This window comes from Porphyromonas sp. COT-108 OH2963, assembly GCF_000768895.1.
GTDB classification, from domain to species: Bacteria; Bacteroidota; Bacteroidia; order Bacteroidales; family Porphyromonadaceae; genus Porphyromonas_A; species Porphyromonas_A canoris.
The window spans coordinates 132,306-146,518 of sequence record NZ_JRAP01000012.1 but is presented as its reverse complement, the minus strand read 5'-3'; the positions used below and the strand labels follow the sequence as shown (position 1 = coordinate 146,518).

Annotated in this window: 11 protein-coding genes and 1 pseudogene; 9 read left to right on the top strand and 3 right to left on the bottom strand. The window is 43.0% G+C overall.

The window, feature by feature from the left end; genetic code table 11:
* Positions 1-151: 151 nt before the first annotated feature.
* Both HQ39_RS07170 and HQ39_RS07165 read right to left on the bottom strand, forming a co-directional pair.
* Positions 152-1,849, bottom strand: coding sequence for an ABC transporter ATP-binding protein (locus HQ39_RS07170; RefSeq protein WP_036864980.1), 1,698 nt, complete (start codon positions 1,847-1,849; stop codon positions 152-154).
* A 2-nt stretch (positions 1,850-1,851) separates the two neighbouring features.
* Positions 1,852-3,597 (bottom strand): ABC transporter ATP-binding protein, encoded by a 1,746-nt coding sequence (locus HQ39_RS07165; protein WP_036864977.1) that lies wholly within the window; start codon positions 3,595-3,597, stop codon positions 1,852-1,854.
* A gap of 201 nt (positions 3,598-3,798) precedes the next feature.
* On the opposite strand from HQ39_RS07165, the gene HQ39_RS07160 reads away from it, so the two are divergent.
* From HQ39_RS07160 to HQ39_RS07140, 5 genes are all read left to right on the top strand, one after another.
* Positions 3,799-6,174: a TonB-dependent receptor gene (locus tag HQ39_RS07160; RefSeq protein WP_036864974.1), complete on the top strand. Its 2,376-nt coding sequence runs from the start codon at positions 3,799-3,801 to the stop codon at positions 6,172-6,174.
* Positions 6,175-6,192: 18 nt separating this feature from the next.
* On the top strand, positions 6,193-7,374 hold the full coding sequence (locus HQ39_RS07155; protein ID WP_036864971.1) for a hypothetical protein: 1,182 nt from the start codon (positions 6,193-6,195) through the stop codon (positions 7,372-7,374).
* 139 nt (positions 7,375-7,513) lie between these two features.
* The gene (locus HQ39_RS07150) at positions 7,514-8,494 is read left to right on the top strand and encodes a helix-turn-helix domain-containing protein (RefSeq protein WP_036864969.1); all 981 of its coding nucleotides are present in this window, start codon (positions 7,514-7,516) and stop codon (positions 8,492-8,494) included.
* A gap of 89 nt (positions 8,495-8,583) precedes the next feature.
* Complete coding sequence (locus HQ39_RS07145; RefSeq protein WP_004371347.1) at positions 8,584-8,817, top strand: hypothetical protein; 234 nt, start codon at positions 8,584-8,586, stop codon at positions 8,815-8,817.
* Positions 8,818-8,839: 22 nt separating this feature from the next.
* Positions 8,840-9,166: an RteC domain-containing protein gene (locus HQ39_RS07140; protein WP_036864968.1), complete on the top strand. Its 327-nt coding sequence runs from the start codon at positions 8,840-8,842 to the stop codon at positions 9,164-9,166.
* An 88-nt stretch (positions 9,167-9,254) separates the two neighbouring features.
* Here the strand turns inward: HQ39_RS07140 and mobA are convergent, their stop codons facing one another.
* Positions 9,255-9,671 carry a conjugal transfer protein MobA gene (gene mobA / locus HQ39_RS07135; protein WP_036864966.1) on the bottom strand — a complete coding sequence of 139 codons (417 nt, stop codon included), beginning with the start codon at positions 9,669-9,671 and terminating at the stop codon, positions 9,255-9,257.
* A 711-nt stretch (positions 9,672-10,382) separates the two neighbouring features.
* Between mobA and HQ39_RS07130 the strand changes: the two genes are divergently transcribed.
* The 4 genes and pseudogenes from HQ39_RS07130 to HQ39_RS07120 all read left to right on the top strand — a co-directional run bounded on the left by HQ39_RS07130 (position 10,383) and on the right by HQ39_RS07120 (position 14,172).
* Positions 10,383-10,811 (top strand): DUF3408 domain-containing protein, encoded by a 429-nt coding sequence (locus HQ39_RS07130; RefSeq protein WP_036865123.1) that lies wholly within the window; start codon positions 10,383-10,385, stop codon positions 10,809-10,811.
* A gap of 34 nt (positions 10,812-10,845) precedes the next feature.
* Positions 10,846-11,022: pseudogene (locus HQ39_RS09695) on the top strand (glycoside hydrolase family protein); the annotation flags it as partial.
* Between the two features lie 376 nt (positions 11,023-11,398).
* On the top strand, positions 11,399-12,418 hold the full coding sequence (locus HQ39_RS07125) for an SIR2 family protein (RefSeq protein ID WP_036864964.1): 1,020 nt from the start codon (positions 11,399-11,401) through the stop codon (positions 12,416-12,418).
* 5 nt (positions 12,419-12,423) lie between these two features.
* Entirely contained in the window at positions 12,424-14,172 is a 1,749-nt protein-coding gene (locus HQ39_RS07120; RefSeq protein ID WP_036864962.1) for an ATP-binding protein, read from the top strand.
* The last annotated feature ends 41 nt before the right edge of the window (positions 14,173-14,213 follow it).

The following is a 14,213-nucleotide window of genomic DNA, read 5'->3' as shown; positions in this document are numbered from 1 at the left end:
AAAGATGACAAAACTCCTAAGCTTTCACTCAAAAGCTTAGGAGTAATCAAGAAAAAGTTTAGGTGCTTTGGAGAGTAAACTAAAGACTATTCGTTTGAACAAGAAAAAGCAGGCAGCAAGAAGAATCTTACTGCCTGTTCTTGTTACGAGCTTACTGTATCGCCAGCAGCTTGCGGTATATTCCATCTTTTGCTTTGAGTTCGGCGTGCGTGCCTTTCTCCATAAGTTGTCCTTTCTCCATCACGATAATTTGGTGGGCATTGCGGATGGTTTGCAAATGGTGGGCAATGACCAAGACCGTGCGGTTTCGGATAAGGGCAGACATTGCTTGCTGTATTTTGTATTCATTGATGGGGTCAACATTACTCGTTATCTCGTCCAAAAGGAGGATGGGAGCATCCTTGAGGAAGGCACGGGCGATGGAGAGGCGTTGCTTCTGTCCGCCCGACAACCCCAAGCCGTTCTCTCCGATTATCGTTTCATAACCATCGGGCAGACTGACGATGAAGTCGTGTATCATCGCCCGACGTGCGGCTTCCTCGATTTCCGCCTGTGTGGCATTGCGGTTGCCTACTTTGATGTTATTGGCAATGGTATCGGAAAAGAGGATGACGTTCTGCATTACCACACTGATTTTGCCGAGCAGATAATCGTAGTCCATTTCCCGTATGTCCACTCCACCGATACGGATACAGCCCGCCTGTGGTTCCCAGAAGCGAAGCAGTAGATTGGTGATGGTGGTCTTGCCCGAACCAGACGAACCGATAAGAGCTGTTACTGTCCGTTCGGGTACGTTGAACGTGAGGTCTTTCATCTCGAAGCCCTCTTTTTCGTAATGGAACCCTATGTTTTCAAACGAGAGGTCGAAGCGTTCCGCCGTTTTCGGTTGGTCGGGATCGACGATCACGGGAGCATCCAACAGACGGGAAATGCGTTCGTAACTGTCCTTTACCTTGATATAGTTCAGCCAATGACTCTCCATATTGACAAAAGGTTTGTAGAATTCTTTCGAGACGATGACGAACATCAGGTAAGCGAAAAGGGAAAGTTCTCCACGCCAAGTCCACCAAAGACCGAGCGTTGCCATCAGTGCGAAAGCCAGCTCAATGAGAAAGACATATCTGCCCACACTCACAGCCGCCTGCCGTGAGGTCTTCTTGCAGCTTTCCCCGAAGTCACTCACGGAACGATCAAGCCTGTCACGGAACATTCCTTTTCCTCCGAAGACCTTCAGTACAGGTATGCCCTTAACGTATTCCACGAAGAGGCTGACCATATCCGCCAGACTGTCTTGTGCCTCCTGTTGCGCTTTCATTCCCGAACGGATGCCCCGATACAAGGAGAAGAGGGCGACAGGAAGAATGGCTATCATCGCCAACCCCATGTGCCAGTCCACATAGAACAGCCCGATGCCGAGTATCAGCGCCACGATGAAATCGGCGGACATTCGCGTCCAAAGATGCCCCACAACCATCTCCATATTATCCACGTCCTTGTGTATGACAGTGCTTATCTCGCCCAGCCGTTCATTGGTATAGAAACCGAGCGAGAACATTTTCAGCTTCAAGATGATTTTCTCGCGAATGCGTTCCACGAGGTCGAAGCCGGCAAAGTGCTTGCTCATATCGGCTACGGCATTGGATATGGTTTTCAAAACCAGCAGACCACCGAGTATCCACGCTGCCGAAATTAAAGAGATGCTTTCTCCCTGTATATGACGGTCGATAAAAAACAAGACAGTGAGCATTATCGCCGTGCCACAGAGGGCATAAATTACGAAAAACAGTGCGGAGACAATCAGATGTCGCACTCCGCGGGCAGTCAGTTCATTCAATATTTTGCGTACCATTGTTATACCTCCTCTTCTTTTAATTGCCATTTGCTTACCTGCTCCTGCGTTTCCGTCATATTACGATACAGAGGGCAGTTGTTCATCAATTCTCCGTGCGTTCCCGTCGCCACGATCTGCCCCTTGTCCATCACGACAATACGTTCCATCTCCTGAATAGTGTTGAGACGGTGGGCGATGGTGATGACGGTCTTGTTACGCTGCAATTCATCCAAAGCCTCTTGAATAAGTTTTTCATTTTCTCCGTCCAAAGCAGCGGTGGCTTCGTCGAGAATGACAATCGGCGAGTCTTTGAGCAACATCCGGGCAATAGAAATACGCTGTTTTTCTCCGCCGGAGAATTTTACGCCCGCTTCGCCTGCCAAGGTATCGTAACCATTGGGGAGTTCCACGATAAAGTCGTGTATGCGCGCCCTTCGCGCCACCGTTTCCACCTCCTCTTGCGTGGCGGAGGGCTTGCCGATACGGATATTGTCCCGAATGCTCGTGTTGAAAAGGAATACCTCCTGTTGCACCATCGAGAAGAAATCGGCAATGTTTCGTTCGGAGAGTTCCGCAAGGTTCTCTCCGCCCAGACGGACGGTTCCTGACTGCGGTTGCCAGAAACCCATCATCAGACTTGCCAGTGTGCTTTTGCCTGACCCCGATTCTCCCACAATAGCCGTATGGCTGCCCTTGGGGAATTGCAAACTGACATCGGATAATGCACTGTCTTTCTTATTCGGGTAGGCGAATGTAACGTGCTCGAAACTGACATCGGTCTGCATAGCATCCATATCCCTGTCTGCCGTATCCTTTGCAGGTATTTCGGTAATTGACTGAACCCTCGCCAACGACTGACCATAGACAATCTTGAAATGCTGGAACGTAGCCAGTTTGGCAAAGGTGGACGAGAACAGCCCGCCCAATATTAGGGCAAGAATAAAACGTGCCACGGTGAGTTCGCCCGAACTCATCAGCCATAGCCCGACAAGGGTCATTACCACGATACCGCCCTCCAAGAACATCGTGATAAGCGTCATCGGTACGGTAACGCTGAACATACTCCGTTTCACCCAACGGATATAATCGCGCATACCACCGAGAACTCGCTCTGTTCGGGTCTCTTCGTGGCTAAATGCTTTGATAACCGGTATTGTAGCCACGTATTCCAGGAGGTCTTCCGACATCTTCTGCGTACTTTCCATAAAGTGTTGGAAGCTCTTGCCCCAAAGCGTTTTGACAGCCATTTGCAAGAGAAACGCCAAGGGTAGCAGCGATATGAGTGCCAGCCCCAGCCGCCAATCCAATACCATAACAATTCCCCATAGCAAGGTGGGGAAAAGCGTTGCCGATAGGATTTCGGGCAGTCCGTGTGCCAGATAAATCTCGATTTGCTCCACGTCGTGGTTAATGATGTTCACCAAGTCGCCCACCTTACGTTCCTGAAAAAATCCGAGTGGCAAGCGTTGCAAATGACTTATGATACGCAACCTCAATCGTGTAAGGGCATTGTAAGCCGAGCGGTGCGCCCGCCAAATCGAGGTTCCGTAAAACACACCGCGAAACAGCGCAAACAGCAGCATTGCCGCTCCGATGCCCCAAATCATTGTAGAAGAGAGCGTTCCGCTCATCAGCCTATCCACCGCCCACACCACGAGCAATAGGGGCAGTGTGCCGAAAACAAGATGCAGTATGACCACCGCATTGGAGAGCAGGCTGCGACTCTCCCGTTCCTCATCGAGAGGCTTGATTTTTTGTTTATCCATATATCTGTATCGTTTTGATTTTCTAAGATGCAAAAGTACGGAGACGCACAGGGGTAAAATAACCCGAATGAGCATTACACTGCCCGAAAACGATAACTTGACACATATAAAACTCAATAGGGGTATAAGTGTGGATAGTAGGGTTATTTATCTGTTTTATAGGTGGGTAATTTTGTACGAGTTTTTATAAACAGATAAGATATGTCAATCAACTCAATAGTTCATTTATACAAAAGAATGCTCATCATCAGCATCCTATTGCTGTGGGCTTATCCGATGTTTGCACAACAGCATTCCATCGAAATAAAAGTTATTGATGCAGAGAATGGTAACAGTATAGAATTTGCCACGGTGCAATGGAAAGGTCTGAACGACCTTTCGTACAAGAACGGTACAACCACCAACAGAAAAGGAGTGTCGAAACTAAATACGCCTGCCCATCAAAAACTTGTACTAAGGGTAAGTTACGTAGGTTACCAGACAATTACCGACACGATTACGACAAATGTGAAGCGTCATTCCCTGAAGTTACGTCCGGAATCGACAGAATTGGCAAATGTGGTAGTCTTCGGAAAAACAAAAGCACAGGTTATTAGAGAGTCGCCCGAAGCGGTTTCAGTAATAAACGCTAAGGAATTGCAAGGTCGCTCTGTTTCTTTAGAAACCATCTTGAACAAAACCATTGGTTTGAAGGTCGGGCAGACAGGTGGATTGGGAAGCAGTTCGAGGATTATTGTTCACGGTTTGGAGGGAAACCGCATTCAAATCCTTTGGGATGGTATTCCGATGAATACTTCGGACGGAGCCTTTTCGCTTGATGAAATTCCGATAGACATTATCGAACGGATAGAGGTCTATAAAAGCATTATCCCTGCACGTTTCGGTTGCGATGGCTTGGGTGGTGCAGTCAATATCGTCACGAAGGAGTTCAGTACGGACTATTTGGATGCTTCGTACGAACTCGGTTCTTACCAGACACACAAGGGAAGTGTCTTCTCTCGCAAGAACTTTCCCAAGAGCGGTATTTTGCTCGGTGCGGGAGGGTATTATACTTCTGCAAAGAATGATTACTCATTTAGAGTCCCCGAAAGAGAGAACCTGTTGGTAAAGCGTGACCACGACCGTTTTCGTTCGTATATGTTGAAAGGGAAAGTCGCTTTTACAAAACTTTGGTTCGATGAGATTAGTACCGAGTTCGGGTATTACAACCGTTTCAATGAGATACAAGGAGTATTGAAGAATATCCAGCACGCTGAAAACAAATCCGGGATGTTTATGCTCGAAAACAAACTGATAAAAAGCGGAATACTGAACAATCGACTTAACTTCGAGTCGCATTTCTCCCTCTCGCATACGACGAACAATTTTGTGGATACGGCACGAGTTAATCATGATTTTGAGGGAAATATATATCCGAGCCCGAACGAACAGGGAGAAACGGGAGACGTCCCTCACAACTCAAACGACAAAGGTTTGGAAATCAACGAACGTATCAACCTTGATTACAAATTGTCCACCAATCACAGTTTGAACCTGAACACGCTTATTAACTATGCCCAAAGACAACCAAGCGATGACATTGCAAGTCAGCACGCAGGGTTTATTATCGGAGGATTTCCCAGCAAAAAGACCAGCGTCGTCTCGGGCTTGACTTGGGAAGCGAAACTCTTCGGCAGGAAACTGACGAATATGTTCTCTGCAAAGTATTTCCATCTCCATTCCGAGATAGAGGATTTGACTTCATACGAGATGATCGAGGCTCCGAAGAAAAAGAGCAATACGACATCGCAAATCGGCTGGATAGAGGCAATGAAGTACGAACCGTTCAGAGGCTTTCATCTGAAGGCATCTTATCAACGGGCAATACGCCTCCCCAATTCGCAAGAGTTGTTCGGCGATGGTATCATTACCTTTCCTGCTGCCGGACTGAAACCGGAAAAAAGCCACAACTTCAATCTGGGCTTCTTGATAGATAAAAATGACATACTCGGACTGTCGCGATTGCAATTTGAAGTGAATGGCTTTTATATGCAGGTGAGCGATATGATAAAACTGATGAAACAACATATGGCAGCTGGATATGTGAATGCTGAAAAGGTACATATCAAAGGTATAGAGACTGAATTGAAACTGGATATATCGCCGACAGTCTATGCCTACGGGAACCTGACTTATCAGGACGTACGCGATGTTTTGGACTATTTGCCCGGCACCCAAGCCCCCAATCCAACAAAAGGATTGCGACTGCCGAATATTCCCTACCTGTTTGCCAATTTCGGAGCGGAATATCACAGCGACCGATTGTTCAAGAACTGGTATGTTAAGGCATTCTGGGACGGGAAATTCACGGAAGAGTTCTTCTATTTTTGGGAACTTACCGAATTGCAGAAACGGCGTATCCCTCGCAGTTTCGTCAATGATATTGGTCTGCTATTGACCTACAAGAACAAATATTCCATCGCTTTGGAATGCCACAATCTGATGAATAAAGAAGTTTGGGACCAGTTCCGCCAACCGTTGGCAGGACGGACATTCCATCTGAAATTCAGATACGTCTTCTCGAAAGGTGTTTTATAATTCTAAACATAAATAAAAATGAGAACAACAACATTGAAGAACATAGCCCTTTCTGCTATGCTGGTCGGCTCCATAGGGCTGACGTCCTGCGACAAAAATGATGACCCCAAACCAACGCCCAACGAGGTGCAACAGCATTTTGCCTTTGTGCATTATGTGGACAAAAGTGCTTACGTCGGCACGTTCGGTGATTTGACACCTCAAGCTACCGACAACAAGAAAGCATTCGAATTTGGCTTTGGGTGTTATCTCTTCGCAAAAGGAAACACGGTACTTGTGCCCGAAGGGAAATTCGGAGATAAGGTACACAAGTTTACAAGAGGGGCGCACGGCGAACTTCTAAAAGCAGGTACGATGACCTTTGAACAGATGGCGCAACCCGGAGAAATCAATTTTATCGACGAGCAGCGGGCATACGTCGCTTTGCACGGAAGAGGCAAGATTGCGCTAATCAATACCGCTACGTTGCAAAAAGAGGATGAAATCGACCTCTCGCCTTATGCTGTTCAGGACAATAATCCCGACCCCGGTTGCAACGTCATTCGAGACGGAAAGATGTATGTAGCCCTCAACCAGCTCAATTCGCCCCACACCTCCGTACCGGGGACGGGTGCAGAGGTGGCTGTTATTGACCTTAAAACGAAAAAGACCGAAGTCATCAAGGACAGTCGCACAAGTGTTGTCGGATTGTTCCGTCACTCCGATGCCTTTATGGACGAGCGGGGCGACATCTACTTTTACAGTACGGGCAACAACTTCAACGTTGCCAATAAGGAAGGTTTCCTGCGTATCCGCAAAGGAAGCGACCAATGGGACGCCGACTACCTGTTCAACCTGTCGAAGACAACTATAAAAGGGATTGGCAAAACGGGGCAGTATATGATTAAGTCTTACTATGCGGGCAATGGCATTGTATATAGTTGCTTGAAAGTAACGGATACGGAATTTGGAATACTCAAGAAAGACTTCCAACCCGTGAAAATCGACATTTGGAACAAAACCATCGAAAAACTCGATTTGCCGATGACCGACAGCAATGGCTCTTTTGCCATAACCCGCTACAAAGATTTCATCGTCTTTGGTATGACGTGCAATAACGGAACGGGCTACTATACCTACAATACCAAGACGGGTGAATGCTCTCAAACTCCCGTTGTTACTGCCGTGGGAGTACCTTCAAGTTTAGTCGCATTTGAGTAAATCCCTATCGCAAGAGTATTCCCTCAAAAAGGAATACTCTTGTTTTTTATAGAGCATGTGATTCAACAAGGATAAAAATATAAGAAAATCCTCTTTTTTATCCTTGCTTATTTGTAAATTTGCAGAAAGGTATAATGATATGACCATAGAATTTTGTGCAATCAATAAGCCAGAAGATTGGATGGAGATGGTTGCCGAGCAATTCGGCACATCGGTAACGAACGATGGTTTTACCGTTCCGCCATCAGTGGGCAGCGGCTTTTTCAAGCAATACTACCCGTTGCCGTGGCTCACATTGACCTACATCAGTTTCATGGCATACGAACCGATGACAATGGTGCGTCGCTCGGTGGAAAACTCGAAATGGATTCCCGTGATGTTCTACATCAATGAGCATAAACACGAGCAGATTATTGGGACAAGCACGAAAACGGTCGGGGTAGATACACTCGATGGTATCTTTATGCCTTCGAGCAATATCCCTACGGAATGGACCTTCGCTCCCAAACGACAGTATGAAAACATCACATTGACCTTCAACAAGGATTGGATAGAGCAAATGGATACGGCTCACGAAACCTACATCGGTCGGTTGCTCCGGTCGGACAAGTCTTTTTATCTCTTCGAGACTATCACACCTGCGATGCAACAAGTATTGGACGGTATCAAGGCGATAACCAAAAGCGATGCGCCTTTCTCTCCCCTCCATCTACACGGGAAGGCAATAGAATTGCTGACAATGTTCCTTGAAAAACTCGAAAAGCGTTCGGAGGTAAAATCTCTTTCCAACTTGAATTTGAACGATGTGGAGGCAGTGTTCCGTGTCCGTCGTCAGATATTACAAAGTTTGAACAATGTACCGAGCATTCTCGAACTGGCACGTGAAGCGGCAATGAGCAGCTCCAAACTACAAAAGTGTTTCAAGCAGGTTATAGGAAAAGCCATCGCCGAGTATGCCTTATCCGAAAAGATGGAATGGGCAAAACGTTTGCTTTCCACTCGTCTTTACTCTGTTTCCGAAGTAGGCTATAAAGTCGGATATGCCAATCTCAGCCACTTCACAGAGGCTTTCCGAAAATATCACAGAATAAAACCCAAGCAATATCTCGACTCTTTGTAGGTTTGACGCAATAGGGATATTACTTGCCGTTTAAGGGTTATTTTACCCTAAGCAATCTTCCGAACTTTGCCTGCAAAACATCAGGCAATATGAAAAGACTTATTAAAAACGCATCTTTTGAGATGCTATTCTCTAATAAAAGTACGGAAGCAACCGATGACCTTATCAGAGAAATCATAAAGTTGGGGAATAGTGAAGAAAATCTTGTTTCATTGTTTCGTACATTGAACTTTACTCGATTCCATTTAAGAGGTATGGTTGAAAAAATAGGTATAACAACCGAAATGGGGAAAAAATGTATCGGAACTGCTCTGTGTTATTGACACAGAGTTGCTATTGTTGAGGATGCGAATGCAGGGGCTTCTTCCTGCTTTGCCAGTCAGACCTGCGAAGAAACTCCGTTGGACAGGCAGGGCAACAGACTTGGTCGAACTACTCTATGCACTCGATACCTATGGCTGTATTAACGATGGTGAAATTGGTATAGAAGAATTGGCAGATGCCTTTTCTGAAATCTTGGGTGTAGAAATCAAGAACTGCTACAACGTCTATATGAACATGAAACACCGCAAGGATGACAGTCGCACCTATTTCCTTGATGAACTCCGAGAGAAGCTCAACAGACGTATGATGGAGAGCGACCTGAAAGGCGGCAAGTTCAAGAAGCGGTAATCGTACTCACAAGGTTAATCAGGCATCCCTTTTTTTTGAGGGAGCCTGATTTTCATATCCATGCAAGGAGCAATATGATATAATATGTCTATTGCCGATGTTGCCATTTCTCTTGAAATTCACGAGTAAGTTGTACGATTTTCCCTCCAATAATAGCCAATTCGAGTGTCAGTTTCTCCAACTTGGTGAGCATCGCAAAGGCTTTCTTCTCAGTAAAATTGCATTTCAAAGCGACTACAGTCTGGTTATAATTCACCCCGACACTGCGAAATTGTCCATACAAAGTCGTCAGTTTCTGGTAGTAATCAAGCAACGAACGATCCACTTTTATCACTCGAAAGGTCTCATTAAAGACCCTTGCCTTGATAAAAAGTGATAGACTCTGCACACCACTTTCCTCTTTCATCGTGAGGAAATGGGCGTATTCTGTCGGCGTGAAATTGACCGAAACACGCTTTTCTGTCTTCTCTTTGGAGCGTGCGCTCCGAATGTTCTTCATTTTCATTTCTTACTTTGGATTTTAGTGTTTCACGACATCACCGGCATTTGAGGCATTGCATTCTCACTTTCAAGAAAAACGACTTCGGAGTTTTTCTGCCCTCTGCAAGAGTAAGGGTTTTATGCTGCAAAAACGAAGTCGTGCTGCATAAAACATACCTTGCTATTTGCTCCGACGCAAATAAATCCGCCTCGAAAGGCGGTGCTTTATCTTCTCGAAAGGTATGTTTTCAAAGCCATGAAATACCGGCTTATCGCTTGCTGAAAAGTTACTACCTCTTGTATTATCCAAAGCCATTAGATAGAACGAAGCCACAACTAACTAAATTGAGGTCACAAGTACGCACTAAAGGAAATCACGCAGATTACGGCATCACCGGGTCATATATTTGCACTGTCGAATATGTCGGTGAGGGTATGTGTCTTCGATAACATCACGTTTCGATGAGCGATATAGGCGAGGGTGTATGTCAAAGAACATATCCTTGATTCTTTCACTCGAACGTAGAAATGTGCGAAAGCAGATACAATCGAACGATTGTATTGATGGACAATAATGAAAATCTCCACAGAAAGGGTATAAACGAAAGGTTGTAGCCCTGCTGATACAAGCCGATTATTGGGCATATCTTCGATAGCGGATATATTCATCTTCATCGGTAAATATACCGGCAACGAAATGAACAATGAATTGTGTAATAATAAAAATCAAGAAAGTATGACAGAGAACCAAAACGGCAAGGTAGATCCCGTTGCCATCCGAGAACTTATTTCACAGGGTATTCCCATGAAAAGAAAAGAGAGTGAGATAAAACGCTCTCAATCAGAAGAGCAGGGTGTCGAACCAGAACGTCCAAATGACGAGCCAATATCAAAGAATTTTTCAAGAGTTTCAAGAAGAGAAAGGCGAAAGGCTGACAAAGGCGATTATGAATCGCTTTTCATCTGTTGCAACACTTTGAAAAATCGCAAGACCATCTATATTGCCAAAGAGTTACAGGATACATTGGCGGAGATAGTCATGTCTATGAGGAATAGAGATATGACTATCGGCATCTATGTGGAGAACATCATCCTGCATCATCTTGAGACCTACAAAGATGAAATCAACAGATTGGCTGAAATGAAATTTAGGAAACTGTTGTAAATTCCTATCTTCAGCTGTTTTAAATGGAACTGTTCTTCTGCTTGCCGTCCTTTCCTACAATGTCGGGACGGGCAGGTTGCTCGGATACGGCAAGCATCCCAAGAGTAGATTGCTGCGGAAGACAGAATCGGGAGACAGGAATTTCTACCGTGAATTTCTCTCTTTCTGCCGATACAAGGGCAAAGTCCTCAGAGGACTTGTCAAACGATGAAATGTGGAGTTTGCCCTGATCTATGTACTCTGATGCCCAAATACACCTCTTGCGCCATTTTTATGCTCCGCAAGAGGCATTTTCTTGCTGTTTTATTCGCCTTTCTCATTGTGAATGAGTAACTTTGTGGCAAACTCTATAATATACAAATTCTGAGACAGAAATTTACTTTAATCACATTGGGAGTAAAAGCTTTTCCAAAGGCATTGGCTTTCTATGAGGGTTTGGGATGGAAGAAGTCGGAACAACGTGTAAGTGAACAACTCTATCCCTTTACGGTAAAGTAATTCTTTCTTCTATAAGAAAATTTTGAAAGAATATATGGAGTGGTTATTATCTGAGATTATACACAAGAACATAAATCAAAGAAAGCTATATGGATTTTGATGCATTGTTAAAACAACTTCAGGATTGGTCTAATAAAGTCCCATTGCTCGTATTAGGTAGTGGTGCTTCTGTTTCGTTTGGATTGCCTTCAATGTGGACACTTGGCGAACACTTGAAACACACATTAGACTTTGAAGAGGATCCAGATAGAAAACAATTTGAGGCGTTTAAAAGAAGTCTTGAAGAAACAAAGGATTTAGAGAAAACATTGTTAGAAATACAACTCAACGATACCGTTCTAAAATCTGTACTTAAAGCAACTTGGGAACGAATCTCTGAAACTGACCTAAAAGCATACAAACAATTTGTTTTGAATGGAGAGGGAGTGCCATTGGCAATATTAATGAAACATTTGCTTTCAACGACTAATAGAAAACTTTCCATAGTTACTACCAATTATGATCGTATTGCAGAATATAGTGCAAGTATTGCAAACGCTTTTATCTGTACAGGATATGCTCACAACTATATTGGACATTTTTCAGACAGCATTCATACGAATGCCTTGGCAAATATAAAAGGATATAGAGGACAGGTTAATATATGGAAGGTCCATGGATCATTAGACTGGTTTGAAACACCGAATAAAGAAAACATTCATTTGCCACTATGTAAAAATATTCCACAAGGCTATAAGCCATTGATTGTAACTCCCGGACTTAGCAAGTATGCTGAAACACATAAAGAACCATATAGAACTATTTTTACACAGGCAGATACAGAAATTCAAAACGCAAATGGATTTCTGTGTATTGGTTACGGGTTCAATGATGAACATGTTCAACCAAAACTCATTCAACAGATAAAATCAAAACCAATAATTGTAATCACAAAAGAATTAACCCCAAAAACAAAAGAGGCAATAATTGATGGAGATTGTAAGAATTACATACTTATGGAAGAAAGCCGTGGCAACCACACAAAAATATATTCTTCAAATCAGGGAGAACATACAATTGAAGGCGTTAGCTATTGGCAACTTTCAGAATATATCAAACTAATAAAATAGGAAATATGGCAATTTTTGATTTTGAAGATAATGCTTCTATCGGAACTGTTTTTAGCGTTGACACAGCAACGCTTATCGTAAAAGTTGAAGAACTTGATAAGTTAAGAAAGTTACAGGTTAATCATTTGGTTGCAATCAAAAGCTCAAAAGCTGGACAATATTTAATTGGAATTATAAATCGTATAACTCGTAAGGCTACTGATGATGAGCAACTAGTAGGTGAAGATTTAGGATTGAATAATTTTCTTTTGTCCGAAAATATTCTGAAAGTGAACTTAATTGGGACATTGTTAAATAAGCACGGAGAAAAAGAGAATGTGTTTAAAAGAACGCTTGATACTGTTCCAGAAATAGAGGCCAAATGCTTCCCTATAGACGGAGAAAACATTACAAGGTTTATGCAAACTATTTCCACGAAAGAGAAATATCAAATACCTCTTTCTATTGGGAAATATTCTATAGATGAAAATGCAGAAGCATTTTTGGATGGAGATAAACTATTCCAACGGCACGCAGTTATTGTAGGAAGTACTGGTTCGGGGAAATCGTGGTGTGTTGCCAAAATTATTGAACAGATTGCTAAATTACCAATGGCAAATTCTATCTTGTTTGACATACACGGAGAATATAGTGGAGAGAATTTTAAGGCGGACGGAATACAGCATTTCAGAATTGCCAATCCTTCTGATTTAGGGAAAAAAGGTAATCTTACAAACGGCATTTTGATGTTGCCTTATTGGTTATTGACTTACGAAGAGATGTTAGCAATGTTGCTTGACCGTAGTGATAGCAATGCCCCCAATCAAGCAATGCTATTTTCTAAAACCGTATTTACAGAAAAACAAAAATATCTTGATGAAGTGAAAGATACTGTTTTCAAAGATAGTATTACTATTGATAGCCCTATCCCTTATAAATTAGAAAAGGTGCTTCAAGAATTAAAACGCCTTGACGAAGGAATGGTTCCTGGAGCTGCAGGAAAAGAAAAGCAAGGTCCATTCTTTGGAAAGTTGACAAGATTTATTCAACGACTTGAAGCAAAAAAAGACGATAAACGTATTGGGTTTCTTTTCCAAGTTTCAGATGATGAATTACAGTTAAATTGGTTAAATGATCTTTGTAGTGCTTTAATGCATGGTTCAGAACTTAATGGTAAAAAAGCAGGCGTTAAAATTATTGATTTCTCGGAGGTTCCATCAGATGTTTTGCCATTAGTAATTGGATTGGTTGCAAGAATTATTTTCACCGTTCAACAATGGACAACAAAAGAAAATCAACATCCAATTTGTCTGCTTTGTGATGAAGCTCATTTATATATTCCTGAAAGAACCAGTCAAGATGCTGTTTCTGAATTAAGTTTGAAAAGTTTTGAAAGAATTGCAAAAGAAGGAAGAAAATATGGCGTTAGTCTAGTAGTAATAAGTCAAAGACCAGCAGAGGTTAATAGAACAGTTTTAAGTCAATGCAATAACTTTATCTCATTACGGCTTTCTAATGCAGAAGATCAAACCGTAATTAAAAGACTTTTACCCGATAATCTTGCCGGTCTAACAGAAGTTCTTCCAATCTTAGATATTGGAGAAGCATTGGTAGTAGGAGATGCTTCTTTGTTACCGACAAGGATTTTAATCTCAGAACCAATAATTAAGCCTGACAGTGCAACTATAAAATTTTGGAAAGAATGGAGTAATAAGTGTGCTAAACAAGATATTGCAAATGCAGTAATTGGACTTCGCAAACAATCCAAGTTCTAATATAAAAATCATATTGTATTTAGAGGTTTGCTGATGTTATT

Bases quoted from the DNA above. Each gene is read 5' to 3' on its own strand.
- HQ39_RS07170 (WP_036864980.1), bottom strand. From the start codon at position 1,849: ATGGTACGCAAAATATTGAATGAACTGACTGCCCGCGGAGTGCGACAT.
- HQ39_RS07165 (WP_036864977.1), bottom strand. From the start codon at position 3,597: ATGGATAAACAAAAAATCAAGCCTCTCGATGAGGAACGGGAGAGTCGC.
- HQ39_RS07160 (WP_036864974.1), top strand. From the start codon at position 3,799: ATGTCAATCAACTCAATAGTTCATTTATACAAAAGAATGCTCATCATC.
- HQ39_RS07155 (WP_036864971.1), top strand. From the start codon at position 6,193: ATGAGAACAACAACATTGAAGAACATAGCCCTTTCTGCTATGCTGGTC.
- HQ39_RS07150 (WP_036864969.1), top strand. From the start codon at position 7,514: ATGACCATAGAATTTTGTGCAATCAATAAGCCAGAAGATTGGATGGAG.
- HQ39_RS07145 (WP_004371347.1), top strand. From the start codon at position 8,584: ATGAAAAGACTTATTAAAAACGCATCTTTTGAGATGCTATTCTCTAAT.
- HQ39_RS07140 (WP_036864968.1), top strand. From the start codon at position 8,840: ATGCGAATGCAGGGGCTTCTTCCTGCTTTGCCAGTCAGACCTGCGAAG.
- mobA (WP_036864966.1), bottom strand. From the start codon at position 9,671: ATGAAAATGAAGAACATTCGGAGCGCACGCTCCAAAGAGAAGACAGAA.
- HQ39_RS07130 (WP_036865123.1), top strand. From the start codon at position 10,383: ATGACAGAGAACCAAAACGGCAAGGTAGATCCCGTTGCCATCCGAGAA.
- HQ39_RS07125 (WP_036864964.1), top strand. From the start codon at position 11,399: ATGGATTTTGATGCATTGTTAAAACAACTTCAGGATTGGTCTAATAAA.
- HQ39_RS07120 (WP_036864962.1), top strand. From the start codon at position 12,424: ATGGCAATTTTTGATTTTGAAGATAATGCTTCTATCGGAACTGTTTTT.